10 protein-coding genes are annotated in these 18,964 nt (G+C 65.8%); 4 read left to right on the top strand and 6 right to left on the bottom strand.

What is annotated here, in order from left to right:
- Window positions 1-264 precede the first annotated feature (264 nt).
- From B551_RS26915 to B551_RS25200, 4 genes are all read right to left on the bottom strand, one after another.
- Entirely contained in the window at window positions 265-834 is a 570-nt protein-coding gene (locus B551_RS26915) for a hypothetical protein (RefSeq protein WP_216599704.1), read from the bottom strand.
- Window positions 835-1,011: 177 nt separating this feature from the next.
- Window positions 1,012-1,443, bottom strand: coding sequence for an outer membrane protein assembly factor BamE (locus B551_RS17230; protein WP_006575714.1), 432 nt, complete (start codon window positions 1,441-1,443; stop codon window positions 1,012-1,014).
- A 128-nt stretch (window positions 1,444-1,571) separates the two neighbouring features.
- Entirely contained in the window at window positions 1,572-8,822 is a 7,251-nt protein-coding gene (locus B551_RS17225; protein ID WP_023264636.1) for an ESPR-type extended signal peptide-containing protein, read from the bottom strand.
- Window positions 8,823-9,074: 252 nt separating this feature from the next.
- Complete coding sequence (locus B551_RS25200) at window positions 9,075-9,704, bottom strand: hypothetical protein (RefSeq protein WP_006575717.1); 630 nt, start codon at window positions 9,702-9,704, stop codon at window positions 9,075-9,077.
- A gap of 931 nt (window positions 9,705-10,635) precedes the next feature.
- On the opposite strand from B551_RS25200, the gene B551_RS17215 reads away from it, so the two are divergent.
- The 3 genes from B551_RS17215 (at window position 10,636) to B551_RS17205 (ending at window position 12,941) form a co-directional block, all read left to right on the top strand.
- Window positions 10,636-11,595, top strand: coding sequence for a chemotaxis protein (locus tag B551_RS17215; RefSeq protein ID WP_023264635.1), 960 nt, complete (start codon window positions 10,636-10,638; stop codon window positions 11,593-11,595).
- 777 nt (window positions 11,596-12,372) lie between these two features.
- Window positions 12,373-12,600 carry a hypothetical protein gene (locus B551_RS17210; RefSeq protein ID WP_006575718.1) on the top strand — a complete coding sequence of 76 codons (228 nt, stop codon included), beginning with the start codon at window positions 12,373-12,375 and terminating at the stop codon, window positions 12,598-12,600.
- Window positions 12,601-12,626: 26 nt separating this feature from the next.
- Complete coding sequence (locus tag B551_RS17205) at window positions 12,627-12,941, top strand: hypothetical protein (RefSeq protein WP_006575719.1); 315 nt, start codon at window positions 12,627-12,629, stop codon at window positions 12,939-12,941.
- Window positions 12,942-13,006: 65 nt separating this feature from the next.
- On the opposite strand, the gene blaOXA is transcribed toward B551_RS17205, so the two are convergent.
- The gene (gene blaOXA / locus B551_RS17200; protein ID WP_006575720.1) at window positions 13,007-13,924 is read right to left on the bottom strand and encodes an OXA-837 family class D beta-lactamase; all 918 of its coding nucleotides are present in this window, start codon (window positions 13,922-13,924) and stop codon (window positions 13,007-13,009) included.
- A 180-nt stretch (window positions 13,925-14,104) separates the two neighbouring features.
- Here blaOXA and B551_RS17195 point away from each other — a divergent pair, with 180 nt between their 5' ends.
- Window positions 14,105-15,748: a hypothetical protein gene (locus B551_RS17195; protein WP_006575721.1), complete on the top strand. Its 1,644-nt coding sequence runs from the start codon at window positions 14,105-14,107 to the stop codon at window positions 15,746-15,748.
- Between the two features lie 92 nt (window positions 15,749-15,840).
- On the opposite strand, the gene B551_RS17190 is transcribed toward B551_RS17195, so the two are convergent.
- A complete protein-coding gene (locus tag B551_RS17190; RefSeq protein ID WP_043440510.1) occupies window positions 15,841-18,960 on the bottom strand; it encodes an efflux RND transporter permease subunit in 3,120 nt (1,039 codons plus the stop codon).
- Window positions 18,961-18,964: the final 4 nt, after the last annotated feature.

Genomic DNA, 18,964 nt, shown 5'->3' with positions numbered 1-18,964 from the left:
CGTTCGCGGGGACGACGGGGATGTCTTTTGTCGCCCGCGTGTCTTTGTCGCCCCCGTGTCTTTGTCGGCCCCGCGAAGGCGGGGGCCCAGCGGCTTTTGCGGCCGCAATCAAGTCACTGGGTCCCCGCGTTCGCGGGGACGACGGGGATATCTTTTGTCGCCCCCGTGTTTTTGTCGCCCCCGCGAAGGCGGGGGCCCAGCGGCTTTTGCAGCCGCTATCAAGTCACTGGGTCCCCGCGTTCGCGGGGACGACGGTGGATCGTGTTACCGCGCTGCGGGCGCGCCGGCGCCGCCGATCACGGCCGCGACGTTCAGCGCCTGCTGCTCGCTGGCCATCGGCACGAACAGCACGCCGTTGGTGATGGGCCGGCCGATGCGCGGCGTTGCCACCAGATTGCCGCCAACGGTCAGCACCAGGTTCTTGCCGGAGAACCGCTGCGTCAACGCAGCGAGCTTCTGCGCGCCGGGCTGCGTGAAGTTGAAGCGCACGTACGACTTGCCGTCCTTCGCCTTGACGGGCACGACCGTGCTCAGGTCACCTCGCGCGAGAACCGGTTGCGGCGCGACCCACAACGTGGCATTGGCCATGCGCAGTTCGTTGAGGTTGGGCGCGCGTTCCGGCTGCGCAAGGCGGAACTCAACCGCGGGCTGCTGCGCTGCCTGTTGAGGAGCGGCGGCGCGCTGCACTTGAGCGGGCGCGGGAGCCGGTCCAGGAGCCGCAGCGGCAGGCGCCATCGGGGCGGGCTGCTGACCCTGCTGGGCGGGCATCTGTTGGCAGGCGCCGAGGGCGAACACGGCAAGAACGGAAGCGGCAACCGATGCGGCGCGATACATGGCAACTCCAAAAAACAAGGGCCGTTACCGGCCCGATCAAGATATCTGTGGTCTGCTCGAATAAACAGGCCCGGCAATGCTACCTCAAGTCGCTGGGTCCCCGCCCGCGCGGGGACGACGGCTATTCTTCCGACGCCCCCGCGAACGCGGGGGCCCAGCGGCTTCCAACACAACGCGTCAGGCTTTCGCCTTCGCGATCAACGCCTTCGCCGCCTCCTCGCACTCCTTCTCGCGCCACAGGAATTCCTGCGCGCGCGTGTCGCGGTCGAACAGCACCTTGTACTGGCAGGCCTTGTCGCCGGACGGCGTCTGCAGATGGAACAGGTAGTCCCATTCGCGCACGAAGAAGAAGCCCTCGAGGAAGTGCGGGCGGCCCAGCAGGTGGTACAGCTGGTCCTTGGTCATGCCGGCCTTGACCAGCGCGAGGCTGTTCGGGTCCGGATGGATGCCCTCGAGCAGCGTCATGTTCTCGACATCCATCTTCGGCCAGACCGGCGCAGCGGTGTGGCCTTTGTCGTCGATCTTGCTCAGGTTGCCGCAGCCGGCCAGCAGCGCTGCCGCCAGCAAGGCGGCGCAGGGTGCGGCATGGCGTTTCATCGAATCAAACATGGTTTCGAACTCCTTGTCCCGGCATGGCGTCATCGCGCCGGCGGGACGTTGATGATCGGGTAGTGGTCGGACGTGCGCCAGCTGGGGGACTGGCGCACGCCCGTGCTACACGGACAATCCCGTGCGGCTTACCACTGATAGCCGACGCCCACCGCGCCACCGTAGTCGCCACGCGACGAAGCGGCACCAGACGCCTTGTAGACCCACGAGCCGTTGTCCGACACGCGCGACAGGCCCAGCGCGTAGCCGGTTTCACCGTTGAACGTGGCAGCACCGATGGCCAGCATGCTCTTGTTCGGCAGGTAGGCCTGCGGCAGACCCGCCATCGCCATCGCCGACGCGATACCCGCGTTCGACCGGTTCTCGACCGCGCGGATACGGCTGTCCATGCCCGCGAACTTCTGGTCGATGCCCTGGCTGATGCGGTTCAGCTGGTTGACGTTGACCGCATCGGTCGGCGCCGTGCCTTCGGCCACGCCGGTGATGCGGCGATCGCCGTCCTTGCCCGCCATGCTGACCGTGGTGCCGCCGGTGTCGCCGCCGACCGAGATCGGACCGTTATTCGTCTCCTGCTTGACGATACCGATCTTGCCCTCGACCAGGTTGTTCACCGTGGTGTTGGTCTGGTGCAGCTGCGAGCCGTTGACCGCGTCGGTCGAGTTCTCGCTGATATTGCCCGCGGCGACGTTGGTGATCTTCGTCCCGTTGGTGCCGCCGAGCGTGATCTGCGAGCGATCCGAGTTGTCGTACTGGATCGAGTTCGACGCCTGACCTGCCGCCTCGCCGATCGCATCCGCCACGTTCGCGTAGGTCTTGCCGTTGACCGTGAAGCCGCCACCGATGTTGCCGGTGGACGGATCGTAGGTCGTACCGCCGCCCAGGTGGTTCGCCAGGCTGCTGCCCTGGTTCTTGACGATGGTGTCCTGCGCGCCCAGCGCGTCGCCCACGTTGTTGTAGGTGCCGCCACCGACCGAGTAGCTCGGCGCGGTATAGGTACCCGTGGTCGAATCGTACGAAGCACCGCCGCCCAGCGAGGTCGCGGTGTTCTGCGCGACCTGGTTCAGCTGGCTGACGTTGACCGCATCGGTCGGGGCCGAGCCGGCAGCCACGTTGGTGATCTGCCGTTCGGCGCCTGCATTGCCGACCGACACTTCGCCGACCGAGTTCTGGCTGCCGACGCCGTAGCCGATGTAGCCGGTACGCGCGCCCACCGTCGTCACCGAGCCTGCGCCCAGCGCCACGCTGTTGGCGAACACCGCCTGCGAACCCGCGCCCAGCGCCAGGGACTGGATCCCCTGCGACTGTGCGTTGGTACCCAGCGCGACGCCATCGGCCTGCGACACCAGCGAGTTCTGGCCGATCGCGGTACCGCCAGGCGCGGTCTGCGCGACCTGGGCGTTGCGGCCCATGCCGATGCCGTTGTCGCCGTTGACGATCGTCTCCGGACCCACTGCGATCGAGTCGACACCCACGGCCAGCGAATCGGCCAGCGTCGAGTTGGCGTGGAAGTACTTGGTACCGGTGGCCGTTACCGAGCCGATCGCGCCTTGGAGCTGGCGGATCGTCACGGCGTCATGCGCGCTGGTACCGTCGGCCACGTTGGTGATCTGGCGCAGCGTGTTGGTCGCGGCATTGCCGACCGACACCGCACCGGCCAGGTTCACGTCGGTAGTGTTGTACGGCACGATCGCGGTACCGGCCGTGATGGTGCCGCTGACCGGGGCCAACGCACGATCCGACACCGAACCCGAACCCAGCGCCACGCCGCCATCGACACTCGAGACCGCGCCGTTACCCATCGCGATGCTGTTCGTGTTGTTGGCGACCGCCTGCGGACCGACGGCGATGCTGTCGGTGCCGAGCGCCTGGCTGTCGGCCAGCGTCGAATTGGCGTGGAAGTACTTGATGCCAGCGCCGTTATTGATATCGCCGATGATGGTGTTCAGGTTGGCGATATTGGTCGTGTTAGTGGCGATGTTGGCGGTGTTCAGGTCCACCTGCTGGTTGGTTGCGTACAGCTGCGAGCCGTTCACCGCGTCGGTCGACGTATCGCTGAGGCGACCCGCCGCGACATTGGTGATGGTCCGCTCCGCGCCCACCGCGCCCACGCTGACCGTCGAGGTCGGCGTGGCACCGGCGAAGGTGTAGGCATTGCCACCGATGGTCGCACCTGGCGTACCCACGGCTGCAGCCGTCACCGAACCTGCGCCCAACGCGATGTCTCCGGCGTTGTTGGCCACCGCGTTCGGACCGATCGCGACCGAGTTCGCACCAATCGCCTGGCTGTCCGGCAACGTCGAATTGGCGTGGAAGTACTTGATGCCGCCGCCGTTGTTGATGTTGTCGATCGTGTTGTTCAGATTGGTGATATCGGCGGTGTTCAAGTTGACCTGCTGGTTGGTCGCGTACAGCTGCGAGCCATTCACCGCATCGGTCGACGTTCCGCTCAGGCGGCCCGCGGCGACATTGGTGATGGTTCGCTCCGCGCCCACCGCACCCACGCTGACCGTCGAGGTCGGCGTTGCACCCGCGAAGGTGTAGGCGTTGCCACCAATGGTCTCGCCCGGCGTGCCAACTGCTGCCGCCGTGGTCGAGCCCGCGCCCAATGCGATGTCGCCAGCGTTGTTGGCCACCGCGTTCGGCCCGATCGCGACCGAGTCCGTGCCGATGGCCTGGCTATCCGGCAGCGTCGAGTTGGCGTGGAAGTACTTGATGCCACCACCGTTGTTGATATCGCCAATCACGTTGTTCAGATTGGTGATATCGGTGGTGTTCTGGTTCACCTTCGAGTTGGTCGCGAACAGCTGCGAGCCATTCACCGCGTCGGTCGACGTGTCGCTGAGGCGGCCTGCTGCGACGTTGGTGATGGTCCGCTCCGCGCCCGGCGCGCCCACGCTGACCGTCGAGGTCGGCGTCGCACCCGCGAAGGTGTAGGCCGTCCCGCCAATGGTCTCGCCGGCGGTGCCGACTGCGGCGGCCGTCACCGAGCCGGAGCCCAGCGCGATGTCGCCCGCGTTGTTGGCCACCGCATTCGGCCCGATCGCGACCGAATCCGTGCCGATGGCCTGGCTATCCGGCAACGTCGAGTTGGCGTGGAAGTACTTGATGCCGCCACCGTTATTGATATTGGAGATAGCGGTGGTGTTCTGCGTCACCTGGGTGTTGGTCGCGTACAACTGCGAGCCGTTCACCGCGTCGGTCGACGTATCGCTGAGGCGACCGGCGGCGACGTTGGTGATGGTGCGCTCCGCGCCCGGCGCGCCAACGCTGACTGTCGAAGCCGGCGTGGTACCCGCGAACGTGTACGTGTTGCCGCCGATCACGGCATTCGGCGTACCGACCGCTGCCGCAGTCACCGAACCGGAGCCCAGCGCCACATCCCCGGCGTTGCTTGCCACAGCAGCATTGCCCAAGGCGAGCGCGTTCGTTGCGGTCGCCTGCGAGCTGAAGCCCAATGCAGTAGCGCCCGCCTGCGTTGCCGCCGAGCGGGAGCCGATTGCGGTGGCATTGGCCGCACCGGCGTTGGCCGAGCGGCCATAGGCAGCGGCTTCGTCGCCCGTTGCCCGCGAGTTCACGCCGATGGTCTGGGCTGCGGCGCCGTTGGCCTGAGCCAACGTACCCATTGCGATGGCCGACGTCCCATTCGCCTGAGCGTTGTTGCCGACCGCGACACCGAAATCATTGGTCGCGGTAGCACCGCTGCCCACGGCCACGGAGTTGTTGCCGGTCGCCGCGGCGAGGCGGCCCACTGCCGTCGCGCTACTGCCGGCCGAGGTCGCCGCCACGCCCGCCGCGATGGAGTTCGCACCCGTCGCGCCGTTGTTGTTGTAGTTCGCCTGTTGGGTACCGTTGTCATTGACGCTGTAGTAGTGCGTCTCGGCACCCGCGATCGCGGCCTCGATGGCTCGATTGCTGGCATACAGCTGCGAACCATTGATCGCGTCGGTCGACGTTTCGCTGATGCGGCCAGCGGCGACGTTCTGGATCTGGCGCTCCGAACCCACGGCGCCCACCGACACAACGCTCGTCGGAGTCGCGCCAGCGAAGGTGTAGGTCGTACCCGCGATCACGGTATTGGCCGTCGGTACGGGCGCCGCCACCGTCGAGGCATTGCCGAGCACCACCGAACCATCGCGGCCAGTCGGGATGGTTACGCCATTACCGACCACGAACGCATTGTTCGCGTTGATGGTGTTGTTGTTACCGACCGAGTAGGAACCCGTACCGGTAATGGTGCTCGGGTCACCAAAGGCACCCGAGTTCGCGCCGCTGACGACGTTGCCGGTACCGATGCTGATGCTGTTCGCGCCAGTCGCCTGCGCGCCGGTACCCATCGCGATCGCGTTGAGGCCGTTGGCTTTGGCGTTGAGGCCGACAGACGTCGTCGCGTTCGCGGTGACCCCGATACCGGCGTTGGTACCGAGGGCGATATTGTCGCTGCCGGACACCAGGCTACCCGCGGCTGCTTGCAGCGTGCCGTCGTACATCACAGTGCCGTCGCCGGAGCCCATCGCCACGTTACGTGTACCCGTGACGCCTGAGCCAGCGCCTCGCATGACGTTGGCAATACCACCCCCGATCGCCGCGTTCTGTGCGCCCTCTACGAACCCGCCGGCGGCCACGCCGATGGCGACGGAGCCAGAATTTGCAGTGGTTGACGCAGAGCCGGCACCTTGCCCAATGGCGACCGTAGACACGCCCGCACTTACCGCGCCGGAGCCCATCGCGACGGAATAGTCAGCCTCTGCGCGCGCCGCGTTACCGACGGCGACGGACGCGATGCCTGTGGAATTCGCAGATCGACCCACTGCGAGCGCGAAAGTAGCGGCCGAGTTCGCCCTGTCACCAATGGCGATGCCACTCTGCGCGTTGCTGACCGTCGACCAGAAGCCGATGGAAATGCCGGCCGTTGATGTCGCGTCCACATGCGGCAACGCGGTGTTGTTCGTACCGATCGCGATACTGTTGTCCGCTGCGGCCATCACCTGATTGCCGAGGGCGGTGGCATTGACTCCGCTCGCAGTGCTTGCGTAGCCGATCGCGGTACTCTCCAGGCCGCTTGCATTGGCAATGTAGCCCACGCTCGTGCCCTGGATGCCACTGGCCGATGCACCGTAACCCGCCGCCAGAGCAAACCGTGCGGTCGCACCATCGTTGTTGTAGTTAGCACCAGGGGTGCCGTTCTCGTTGACACTGAAGTAGTGTGCCGCCGAGCCAGTCACCGCCGATTGCAGCGACTGCTGCACGGCATAGAGCTGCGAACCGTTGATCGCGTCCATCGAGTTCTGGTCGATGCGGCCGGCCGCGACATTCTGGATCTGGCGTGGAGCAGTCGACGTGCCGACGGAGACAACGCTGGACGGATTCGCGCCAGCGAAGTTGTAGGTCGTTCCTCGGATGACCGTGCTGGCAGTCGGCACTGCTGCCGCTGTCACCGAACCAGAGCCCAACGCCACGTCACCAGCATTGTTGGCCGTTGCCCCATTGCCGAGCGCAACCGTATTCGCACCGATGGCATTGGAGAAGACACCCACCGCGGTGGAGCTGGCTCCAGTGCCCGTGGCACTGCCACCGACGGCCGTTGCATACTGGCCGGATGCGGATGCGCTCGTACCGATGGCGATGGCATCGCGGCCCGACGCAACGACACCGGCCCCAAAGGCATCACCGATTGCAATCGTGCCCGAATTGGTAGCACGAGCGCCTGAACCGATCGCCACCGCCATGCTATCGCGCGCGCCGCCGCCGGTTGCCGTCGCGCCCGAGCCGAGAGCGACGTCATAGCCGCTGTTGGCCACCGCCGTATCGCCGAAAGCCAGCGAGCCCGCCCCCATTGCCCGGCTGGTGCTGCCGATGGCTACGCTGCCCTGGCCAACGACGGTGTTCTGATAGCCGATACCGACGGCGCCCTGCGCCGCGGTTCCGGTCGTGCTGACCGCTTGGCCACCGCCACCAACCATGTTGGTGTTCCCCAGCGCGACCGAACCGTTGCCGGTCGCGGTGTTGTCCATACCTTGTGCCACGGCGCCATCGCCGGTCGCCGTGTTCGGGTCACCGATCGCGACGGCACCGTTGCCGCTGGCGACGTTGCCCGAACCGATCGACACTGCCTTGCCGCCAGTTGCTCGAGAGCCGTTACCGATCGCGACTGCGTCAGCCGAATCGGCGACAGCGCTGGTACCCATGGCGATGGCATCCACCGCTGCGGCTTGGGCGCCGGAGCCGATGGCGGTGGCGCGGTCTGCGTTGGCTTTGGCGTTGTAGCCAACCGACGTCGTCGCATTGGCGGCGACACCGATGCCCGCATTGGTACCGATGGCCACGTTGTCGTTGCCCGATACCAGGCTACCTGCGGCCGCGTCCAGCGTGCCGTCATAGGCAACCGTGCCGTCCCCAACACCCATCGCAACGTTGCGTGTGCCGGTCACCCCGGAGCCAGCGCCGCGCATAGCGCTCGGAACGCCGCCACCAATGGCGGTGTTCTGCGCTCCGCTTACGAGCGCACCCGCTGCCACGCCCATGGCGATGGAGCCGTTATTGCCGACGGTGGAGCCAGCACCCGCGCCCTGTCCAACGGCGACCGTGCTGTCGCCCATCGCGAGCGCTTGCGTACCCAGCGCGAGCGAACTGTTCCCCATCGCCCGCGTACCGTTGCCGAGTGCTGTCGCCGCATCGCTTGCCGCAACAGCAACCCGGCCCAGTGCGATAGCGTTCGATGCCGTCGTCTGGCTTTGACGCCCGACGGAGATCGAATCGGTTCCCGATGCGAGGATGTCCGTGCCGATAGCGATGGCGGATTCTGCGGTTGCTCCCGTCCCTGCCGCCGTCCGAGCACCAACGTACACAGCGTTGATTGCAGACGCCGTCGCCCCACTACCGACGGCTACCGCGTTGATGCCGGTCGCCTGCGAGGTGGAACCTAACGCCGTCGCTCCGTTCTGATTGGCATTCGCAAACGCACCGATCGCGGTTGCATTCATAGCAGTCGCCGCCGCGGCACGACCGAAGGCCGAAGTGAGATCGCCGATAGCGTCGGAATTGACACCGATCGCCAGGGCTCCCAGACCGTTGGTCTCTGCCAGGGCGCCAATGGAAATCGCCGAAGTTCCCCTCGCGATGGCAGAGGCTCCAATCGCAACGGCATTGATGTCCGTGGTGGCCGATGCGTTGAGGCCGATTGCGATCGATCCATCTTGGCCGGCTGTACCGCCACCCGCTTCGTATTTGGTCTGCGCGACGGCGGGCATTGCGACCAGCATCGCCCCAACGGCCAGAGCGACTGCGCTCTTGTTGGGCTTGCCGCGCGCCTTGGTCAGCTCCGAGGCTGCAACCCACGCGCCAAGAGACTCGTTCCAGATCGTGCGATAGGACTTGTTCATGCCGAAGCCCTCCGCCCGACTGCGTTATTGCCAAGGCTGGACCGAGCACAGGCCAGCCATACCGTGATGGTTTGATGCATGGCGACTACCCCCAGAAAGTTCGCCAAACTGACATGGGCCCTTTGCGAAGACAAAAAGCCCCCCTTCCCCGGCGTAAACCGGGGTTTCGATCCCCAAATCGAAAAAGAAGAGACGCCCGGCCTGAACCGGCCGGTGCGTTAGAGAAGCGGTGCGCCCGCTACGTGGATCGCTTCATCGGCGATCCATGGCGTTTGCTACCGTTACGACGACACAGCTGTTGCCGCTGGGAACCAGCAGCGCTTGCCCCTGGTTGCCGCCGAGGTTGTACAGCGGCGTGCCAGAAAGCGTGGTTGCCAAGGTGCTGCCTTGCGGCAGCTGCTTGACGACATCGGGGCACGATTGCGGGAACGGTGCAACGCGCACCAATCCACCTTCGCAACCGGTCTTTGTCGGCGACGTGAAGATGACGCCTGCCGATTGGCCCTTGTAGTTCGGCGTGTCATAGCGCATGCCGACGAGGGCCTGCGCGGCGTGATCGTTCGGTGCGTCCTTCTGCGTCGACGCGTTGGACGCGTAGGTGGTGCCGCGGGTCAGGCTGTCGCCCAGCGTGGCAAACAGATTCGCGCAGGACTTGATGCCCAGGTCGGCTGCCTGCTTCTGGAACGTTGCGGCGGCACCCTGCGGCGCGTTCGCCGGCGCGGCTTGGGCCGCGGCGTTGGACGCGTAAGCGCCAAGGCCGAGCGACGCGGCGACCGCCAGCGCGGCGATAGGCGCACGGACGCAGCTGCGGCCAGCGCCAATGACATTCTTCAGGGTCGTGTCACAGCCCTGGGACAGGGCTGCGGTGTTTGGCTCGAACATCGCGATTTCTCCATACCAAATTGCCTGGTTCCGTCCCGATTCCGCCGCTGCGGCCCCGTCCGAGTTCCTGTCCGCTACGGGCGGAATTCGGTGGTGGCCTTGTTGTTCTGGTGGCGCAAGCCGTTGTCAAACCGGAACCAATGCACTTCAAATGTATTATTTGTCTTAAAGTAAATACATCGAAGGACTCGTTGCCGATGATAGCGACGGACCGTGAACCCGATTTAAAACGAATGTGAACAGTGGAAAATTTGTCGCACGAATCAAACGGTCGTGCCAAACGCCGCCATCAGGGCAAGGCGCCGGTAGCGGAACGCAACAGAAAACGGCGAACGTCGACCGCGGTCGCAAAGGGACGAAGGGCTCGTCCTCGCGGTCCGTAGGACTGCAAAGTGGTTTGGGCGCAACTTGGCAACATACCCTCGCCGCGACGCGAACGCATGCTGGTCGGGAGCGGACGTCTGGGTCGACGCCACTGCACCCCATTCGGCTCGTGCATAGCTACTACTCCTACCCGATTCGCCGGTTGTCCCGGTCTAACCGCCCCTTCTTGCTCTACCCGTAGCAGGAAGCATCCCGAAAACCGCTCGGGTGCCGCCTTGCCTCGTTCCGGTCGCGCGAGCCGAGCACGTACCGGGAACGATGTCTATTTGTAATTGATGTATCAATGATGTTACATCGACGCACACGGGATCATAGCGACGAATGTTGAAAACTGCCTTGAGAACTTTTTACATCAGGTTTAAGTAAATATCTGTTTACAACGTTCCCCATTTCGGTGCAGCCCAAGTCGCTCAAGGTTGAAGCGCCCAAGCCGTTAATGGTGCGTACCACGAGCGGCCTGGAGCCCTTCCCGGCTTCCACCCCGTGTGACATCGACAAGACACAGCGCCACCGCTCGTGCGGGCGTCGCGAGGAGCAAGAGGAAGTCATGAGCGGCTTGATGAAGGAAATCGACGAGCGCACCAACCTGACCAACAATAACCAGTTCGAATTGTTGCTGTTTCGGTTGGGAAATGCGGAACGCTCGGGCCAGAACGAGATTTTCGGGATCAATGTATTCAAAGTTCGCGAAATTCTGGTAATGCCGAAAATCACCACCGTCGTCGGCGGCGCCCCGGCGATGCTGGGCATGGCCGACATCCGCGGCCAGGTAATTCCGGTGATCGATCTGGCCAAGATCGTTGGCTGCACACCGCAGGGCGGCAGCTGCGGCATCCTGCTGGTCACCGAGTACGCGCGCTCGACCCAGGGCTTTGCCGTCGAAGGCGTCGAAGAAATTGTGCGGCTGGAGTGGAATGAGGTGGTGTCGGCCGAGGCCAGCACCAAGGGCGGACTGGTGACCAGCATCGCCAAGCTCAATGCCGACACGCCGGACGCGCGGCTGGTGCAGGTGCTCGACGTCGAGCAGATCCTGCGCGACGTGCTGCCGACCAGCCAGCCCGATGTCGATCCATCGACCGTGGGGCCGAAGCTGGCGCTGCGTCCGGGCGCGAAGATCCTGGCGGCTGACGATTCCGCCCTGGCCCGCAGCCTGATCGAGCAAGGTCTCGATGCGATGGGCGTGTCCGTGGTGATGACCAAGACCGGCCAGGAAGCGTGGGACGAGCTCAACGACATCGCCGCCCATGCGGCAAAAGCCGGACGCACGGTGCGCGACGAGATTGCCTGCGTGCTGACCGATCTGGAGATGCCGGAGATGGATGGCTTTACGCTGACCCGCAAGATCAAGGCGGACAAGCGCTTCCAGGGCATTCCGGTGGTCATCCACTCGTCGCTGTCGGGCAATGCCAGCGAGGATCATGTGCGCAAGGTCGGCGCGGATGCCTATGTGTCGAAGTTCCTGGCGAAGGACCTGGCGGAGACGATTCGGGGGGTGCTGCATATTTGATGGTGCCGGGCGTGGGAGCGGTGCGTTTTCCGGCGTTTCTCGCATAACGAGCGCTGCTTTCCCTCTCCCCCGCCCCTCTCCCGCGAGCGGGAGAGGGGAGAAAACAGTCGCTACGACAAGGCTCTGGAGAACAGTGGCTCCGACTGCCGTCACACCAATGACTGCGACAGCCGCAGCACCCGCGACAAGTGGCCCCCTCTCCCGCTTGCTCGAGAAAGGAAACACTCGCTACGACAAGGCTCCCGAATACAGACCGCGACAGCCGTCACACTCGCGGTAAGCGGCTCCCTCTCCCGCTTGCGGGAGAGGGTTGGGGAGAGGGCAACGGGCACCGGCAAACCACGACGGGCACCGGCAAACCACGACGGCCATCGAGCAACCCCTGCCTCCTCCTTGCAGCCAAGAGCGAGCGCAAACCACTGCCCCGCGCTCCATAGGTAACCGTGCTATAGTGTGCTCCTTCGCCCCAAGAGGCGAAAACCCGGACAGATTATTAAGACAAGACACTGTCCGGCTGGCCCCGAGGGCCCCGCCGCCCGACCTGACGTCCGGCATTCACCACCCAAGCGTTCCCAATCAGTCATCGCATCGCGGATGTTCCCGCTCACTCCGAGCCGGCATCACGCGCAGTGACCATCGCCGTTTTCGGTAAGTCGCAAGTCGCGCGTGTCACCACGCGCCACGGCGCCCGAAGTCCGCCTGCACGCGTCCTTTCTCACGCTGACGCATTCGCGCGGATCCACCGGACAGGGCAAGGGACCGCCCCATTCCAATCACATGAATCCACAACACAACCACAACCAATACACCGTCGCTGTCCATCCGATCCAGCAAAGCCCCGGCCAGTGGTTCGCCACTTACATCGTCAGCCGCTATGAAAGCGGCCGCGAGCGGGTGCTCGAGAACGTCGCGGTACGCGACACGCTGCATCGCACGGAAGCGCAGGCCAAGCAGGTCGCCCGGCAAGCGGGCGAACGCGCGATTGCGCGCTTGCGCCGCCATTGAGGGCGCGCATTACCAAGGAGTCCACCATGTACGCCAACCACGCCGTCTACAAGGGCTATCGCCTCTCGGCCCACGTCCATCACACCGCCGAACAGGCCAGCAAGTCGGGCACCGCACGCGACAGCTTCGAGGCAACGATCAATATCATTGCCCTGGGCGGAGCGCCGTCGACCGGACTGCCCGCGCTGCGTTCGCATCGCGCCGGTAGCCCGCGCGAGGCGATCGAAGCGGCCGTCGCCTACGGGCGCGATGTGATCGACGGCCTGTCGAGCTTCACCAAGGGCAAGCGCAAGGCCGCCGCGACGAAAGCTCGCGCGTCGGAGCTGGACGCGACAGTCTGACCGTCGTCCCGTAGGCGCGCAGGGTCGCGCACCGTCGTCACCCGACAGTGGCGGCACGCCCTGCGCTAGCTCGTCTTGCGCACCGGCGCGTTTTGCGCGGGCAATGCGCCCAGCTCGACCATCATCGCCCGCGCGATCGTCAAGCGCTTCGGCGCGAGCTCCTCGCGCTGCAGATCCATATTCAGTGCGAAGGTGTACACGCCGCCGTTGCGCTCGACCCAACCCACCCACCAGCCGTGGTTCAGCCCGGCGTCCATCGCCCAGCCGGTCTTCGCGAATAGCGCGTAGTCGCCGCCCGATTCGACTTTCAGGATCTCCCGCACCCATTGCTGGCTGAGCCGCGAGGCCGGCAGCTGCTGCTGCGCCAGCCGCGCGAGAAAACGGGTCTGCTCCACGGCCGAAATGGCCAGCGGCCCGCGCAGCCAGAACTGATCCACCTGCTTGCCCAATTCGCGATTGCCATAGTCGAGGCGGTCGACCCACGTCTGCATTCGTTGCATGCCGATGCGGCGCGCGACACCCTGGTACACCGGCACATTCGACATCGCGATCGCCTCACGCAGGTTCATGTCGCGCTGCCACTGCGGAAATCGCGTCTTGCCGCCGCCGTACGGCTGAATCTGGTCGGGATCGGCCACGACGCCCGTTTCGAAGGCGATCAGGCTGTTCGGAATCTTGTAGGTCGAGGCCGGCACCATGCGCGTCTTCGCGCGCGGCGCGTTGACCAGCGACAGCCGGTTCGCCTTGACGTCGAGCATCGCGAAGCAGCCGTCGACATCGAGCTCGCGGAAGTGGGACATCAGATCCTCGCGGACGGCTTCGGCTGGCGCCGCGGTCTCGGCCCGCTGCACCACCCGGGCGATGTCGTCGGCCTGCACCAACCGGGCGGCCGGCAGCAACGCCGCGCCTCCGGCCAATTGCAGCAGACGGCGGCGATACAGACATTGCCCATGCAGAGGCTGCTCGTTCGTTCGGGACTTCATGGTCTCTCCTTGTACTTGGGAATGGCGCGCCGGTCCGGGCGGCGTGGCGCGACACCAACCGGACAGCCCGCATCGTAGCCACAGGCATGCGCCAGTCCAACGCGATGCGTGCGACAATCTGCATCCGCTGTCACGGCTGTCACGTCCCTGTACCGATTCCGCTTCTCTGTGCCCGCCTCCATGCCCGAGCCCCTGCTAATCGAGCTGTGCGCCCCGCAAACCGTCAATGGCCTCCGGGCGCCCTACCAGTCGGTATGGCTGCTGGTCCGGCTGCACTACGCGGCCCAACAGGCGCCGCACCGGCCGCTGGTCTACGCCGACGACCTGCGCGAGCGCATGAGCAACGCGCGCACGCTGCGCATGGCGATTACGCGTGCCTTCCAGGACTTCGCGCGCTGGGAGCTGGCGGTCGGTTGGGGCGACGACGCCAGCCGCGATCCGCGTTTTCTGAATCTGGAGGGACGCAGCCAGGGGCCGTTCTGGCTTGCCGCGCATGAACGCCAGCGCATCGTCTGCGTGGTCGACGGGGCTCCGGCCGGCGCGGCGGAGATTGCGGCGTTTCTCGGCCTCGATCGCGACGGGCCCGGCCAAGGCAAGGCGCTCATCCCGCAGCGGATGGTCACCCAGACCGACCTGTCGTTCTGGCGCCATTTTGTCGACGGCAAGCAGGCGTTGCGTGAGGGGCGGCTGTTGACGCCGCTGTCGCGCGAGGATGCGGCCAAGACCGGCGGGACAGGTGGAAATGGCTCGCATGACGCCCCCGCTGCGCTGACCGCATTCCGCGCCGCGCGGCGGCTGGCCGCCAGCGAGTTCGAACACGCGTTCGTCGCGCTGAACGAGGCGCTGCTGTGGCGCCGCCTGGGCGATCGCGCACAGACGCGCAAGATGCTGCGCGCACTGAAGCGGCGCCGGCGCGGTCATGCCATCGCCGGCAACGACTATCTCGACGCCATGGAAGGCATCGTCGCCGCCTGGTGCGCCTACGACGAGCGCGACCTGCCCGGCGCGCTGGCCGTGCTGCAGGCGCTGGCGCAGAACCAGCCCAGTGCGACGCTGGTGCAGGCCCACCCGCATGTCCGCTTCGAATGGCACAACCTCGCCGCGCTGATCCAGCGGTCCAATGCGCTGGCCGCTGCCCCGCACGACGCCGCGACCGCTGGCGCACTGGCCGAACAGGCCGCCACCCATTTCGATCAGGCGTTGGCCGCGGCGTTCGAATCGAACGTCTCCGATGCCGCGCAGCATGTGGCCGCCAATATCGGCATGGCGCTATGGCTGTTCGGCGAGGCCGGCATCGGATGGTCCGGCGCCTTGCGTGATGGAGAAGCGGAGCGCGCGATCCAGTGGATCGGCCTGTCGGAATGGCTGGGCCGCGGTGCCGGCAACCGCCATCCGTCCGCATGGAACGCCATCTACCTGATGCGCATCGCGCGCGGCGCCTGCCATACCGCGCCGCGGCCCACGCTGGCCGAATTCCAGGCGACCGCACCGATCGGCGTGGCGGCCTTGCGGCAATTGGCCGGGCCGTTCGCCGACGCCTTCACCGGCCCCGCCTGGCCGGACAGCTGGCACGACGTCGCCGCCTGGCGCCTGGCGGAATCGCAGCGCGGCGAGCGCAAGTATCCGCTGCTGCAGCAGAGCAGCCTGTGGTTCGAACTGGCCTGGTATTCCGCGCATGCCGGCCAGCTGGAGCCGGCGGCAAAGGCGCTGCGGCTGCTGCGGGAAGGGCTGAAGCAGCTGGCGGTCAGCGATCGCCAGTATTTCGGCAAGCCGCTGCTCGATGCACTGCCGGAGCCGGTGCATCGGCTGGCGCAGGACGACTGACTGAACGCCGGGCAATAAAAAAGGGCCCCCGCCTTCGCGGGGACCCCAACGCACCACCATGGCGCCGGCACAGGCCGGCGCCCGGCCTTCGGTTACACCGGCTCGTCCGTCGCCGGATTTGGCTTGCGGTCGTCGAACCAGCGATACAGCGTCGGCACCATCACCAGCGTCAGCAGCGTCGACGTGATCAGGCCGCCGATCACCACCACCGCCAGCGGGCGTTGCACCTCGGAGCCAGGACCCGTCGAGAACAGGAACGGCACCAGGCCCAGCAGCGCGATGGTTGCCGTCATCATCACCGGCCGGAACCGCATGGTGGCGCCGTGGATCACCGCCTCGTCGAGGTCCATGCCGTTGTTGCGCAGATTGCGGATGTAGGACACCAGCACCACGCCGTTCAGCACCGCGATACCCCACAGCGCGATAAAGCCCACCGACGCCGGCACCGACAGGTATTCGCCGGTGATGAACAGGCCGATGATGCCGCCGATGGACGCGAACGGCAGCACTGTGATGATCAGCGTGGCGAAGCGCAGCGAGTTGAACAGCAGGAACAGCAGGAAGAAGATCGCGGCGATCGTGATCGGCACGATGATCTTCAGGTGGCCCATCGCGCGTTCCATGTTCTGGAACTGGCCGCCCCACTCGAAGTAATAGCCTTCGGGCAGCTTGACCTTGCTGTCGGCCGCCTGCTGCAGCTCGGCGACGAAGCCGCCGAGGTCGCGGTCCTTGACGTTGATCATCACCACGACGCGGCGCTTGGCCATTTCGCGGCTGATCTGCGCCGGGCCGTCGCTGACCTCGATCTTCGCCACGCTTTGCAGCGGCACCTGGATGCCGTCGGGCGTGGTCACCAGCAGCTGGCGGATCGACTGGACATCGTGGCGGAAGCGCTCCGGCAGACGGACCGCGGCGCTGAAGCGGCGCTCACCCTCGAAAATGTCGGTCGCGCGCTTGCCGCCGATCGAGATCTCGATGATGTCGTGGATGTCCGAGACATTGAGCCCGTAGCGCGCGATCGCCTGGCGGTCGATGTCGATCGACAGGTACTGTTGACCGGTGATGCGCTCGATGCGGATGTCCTGCGAGCCCTGGATGCCGCCGGCCACGCGCGCGACCTCGCCGGCCAGCTCGCGCAGCTTGCCGAGGTCGTCGCCGAAGATCTTGACCGCGATGTCCGAACGCACGCCGCTGACCATCTCGTCGATCCGGTCGGAAATCGGCTGCGCCATCACGATCTGCACGCCCGGAATGGCGCGCAGCTTCTGGCGGATCTGCTCGGCGATGTCGTCCTGCGTCCAGCCGTCGGGCCACTCGTCGCGGTCCTTCAGGCTGGCGATCGGGGTCGACTCGTTCTGGCTCTGCGGGTCCGCCGGGCTTTCGCCGCGGCCGACGCCGGAGACCACCGACTTGACGCCCGGTACGCTGAGCACCAGCTTGTTGGCCTCCTTCTCCAGCTTGATCGATTCCTCCAGCGAGATGTTGGGCACGCGGTCGATCGCCGGAACGATCGAGCCTTCCTTCATCTCCGGCATGAACGACGAACCGAGCAGCGGCACGATCGCCAGCGTGCCGAGGAACGCGACGACGGCAGCGACCACGGTCTTGCGGCTGTTTGCCATCGCCACCTTCAGCATCCGCAAATAGTGGCGCTTCAGGAAGGCGATCACGCGGGTATCGTGCTCTGCCCCGCCCTTCAGGATGTAGGACGACAGTACCGGCGACAGCGTCAGCGACAGCACCAGCGAGATGGCCAGCGCGATCGCGATGGTGAAGGCCAGCGGCGCGAACATCTTGCCCTCGGTGCCGGTCAGCGTCATCAGCGGCAGGAACACCAGGATGATGATGCCGACGCCGACGATCACCGGCGTCGCCACTTCCTGCACCGCCTTGACCAGCACCTCGGTCTTCGACAGCCTCAGCTCATCCTTGCGCCCCAATCGCTCGAACGCGTTCTCGACCACCACCACGGAGCCGTCCACCATCAGGCCGATCGCGATCGCCAGCCCCCCCAGCGACATCAGGTTGGCCGACAGCCCCACCTGGTTCATCACCATGAAGGTCAGCAGCGGCGTCAGCACCAGCGTGGCCAGCACGATCACCGACGAGCGCAGGTCGCCGAGGAACAGGAACAGCACGATCACTACCAGCACCACGCCTTCGAGCAGCACCTTGGTCACCGTCCACAACGCGGCGTCGACCAGTTCGCTGCGGTCGTAGTACGGCACGATCTGCAGCTTGCCGGGCAGCATGCCCCGCTCGTTGATCTCGGCGACGCGCTGCTTGACGCGGCTGACGACCTCCTTGGCGTTGCCGCCGCGCATCATCATCACGATGCCGCCGACCGCCTCGGTCTGCCCGTTCTTGATCAGCGCGCCCTGCCGGACTTCATGGCCGATGGTGACCTCGGCGACGTCGCGCAGGTAGACCGGCGTGCCGTTGATCTCCTTCAGCACGATGCTCTTCAGGTCCTCGACGCCTTGCGCCAGACCCACGCCGCGGATCAGGTACTGCTCGGCATAGTGCGGCAGCACGCCGCCGCCCGAGTTGGCGTTGTTGTTGGCGAGTGCCTGATAGACTTGCTGCACCGAGATGCCGTAGTGGCGCATGCGGTCCGGATTGATCAGCGCCTGGTACTGCTTGACGTAGCCGCCCTGCGAGTTGATTTCGGCGACGCCCGGGATCGAACGCAGCAGCGGGCGCACGACCCAGTCCTGCACGATGCGGCGCTCGGACAGTTCCTGTTGCGTCAGCTCGCGGTCGCCGTCATCGGCGCGGTCCAGCGTGTACTGGTAGACCTCGCCCAGACCGGTCGACACCGGGCCGAGCACCGGCGTCACGCCTTCCGGCATGCGGCCGCCGACCTCGATCAGCCGCTCCATCACCAGCTGGCGCGCGAAATAGACGTCGGTGGCATCGGTGAACACCAGCGTGATCAGCGACAGGCCCGCCTTGTTCAGCGAGCGCATCTCGACCAGCCCGGGCAGGCCGGTCATCGCGATCTCGATCGGCACCGTGACGAAGCGCTCGACCTCCTCGGGCGAGCGGCCGGCCGCCTCGGTGGCGATCTGCACCTGCACGTTGGTGACATCGGGGAACGCGTCGACCGACAGCTTGCCGGCGGCGCGCAGCCCGAAGAAGAACAGCACGACCGCGATCACGCAGACCACGAGCCGCTGTTTGATGGCAGCTTGGACTAGGGATTCGATCATCGTG

It is taken from the genome of Cupriavidus sp. HPC(L), assembly GCF_000307735.3.
Classification (GTDB): Bacteria; Pseudomonadota; Gammaproteobacteria; order Burkholderiales; family Burkholderiaceae; genus Cupriavidus.
The sequence above is the reverse complement of the archived record's forward strand: the minus strand, read 5'-3'. Positions and strand labels throughout refer to the sequence as shown.

Bases quoted from the DNA above. Each gene is read 5' to 3' on its own strand.
- B551_RS26915 (WP_216599704.1), bottom strand. From the start codon at position 834: ATGTATCGCGCCGCATCGGTTGCCGCTTCCGTTCTTGCCGTGTTCGCC.
- B551_RS17230 (WP_006575714.1), bottom strand. From the start codon at position 1,443: ATGTTTGATTCGATGAAACGCCATGCCGCACCCTGCGCCGCCTTGCTG.
- B551_RS17225 (WP_023264636.1), bottom strand. From the start codon at position 8,822: ATGAACAAGTCCTATCGCACGATCTGGAACGAGTCTCTTGGCGCGTGG.
- B551_RS25200 (WP_006575717.1), bottom strand. From the start codon at position 9,704: ATGTTCGAGCCAAACACCGCAGCCCTGTCCCAGGGCTGTGACACGACC.
- B551_RS17215 (WP_023264635.1), top strand. From the start codon at position 10,636: ATGAGCGGCTTGATGAAGGAAATCGACGAGCGCACCAACCTGACCAAC.
- B551_RS17210 (WP_006575718.1), top strand. From the start codon at position 12,373: ATGAATCCACAACACAACCACAACCAATACACCGTCGCTGTCCATCCG.
- B551_RS17205 (WP_006575719.1), top strand. From the start codon at position 12,627: ATGTACGCCAACCACGCCGTCTACAAGGGCTATCGCCTCTCGGCCCAC.
- blaOXA (WP_006575720.1), bottom strand. From the start codon at position 13,924: ATGAAGTCCCGAACGAACGAGCAGCCTCTGCATGGGCAATGTCTGTAT.
- B551_RS17195 (WP_006575721.1), top strand. From the start codon at position 14,105: ATGCCCGAGCCCCTGCTAATCGAGCTGTGCGCCCCGCAAACCGTCAAT.
- B551_RS17190 (WP_043440510.1), bottom strand. From the start codon at position 18,960: ATGATCGAATCCCTAGTCCAAGCTGCCATCAAACAGCGGCTCGTGGTC.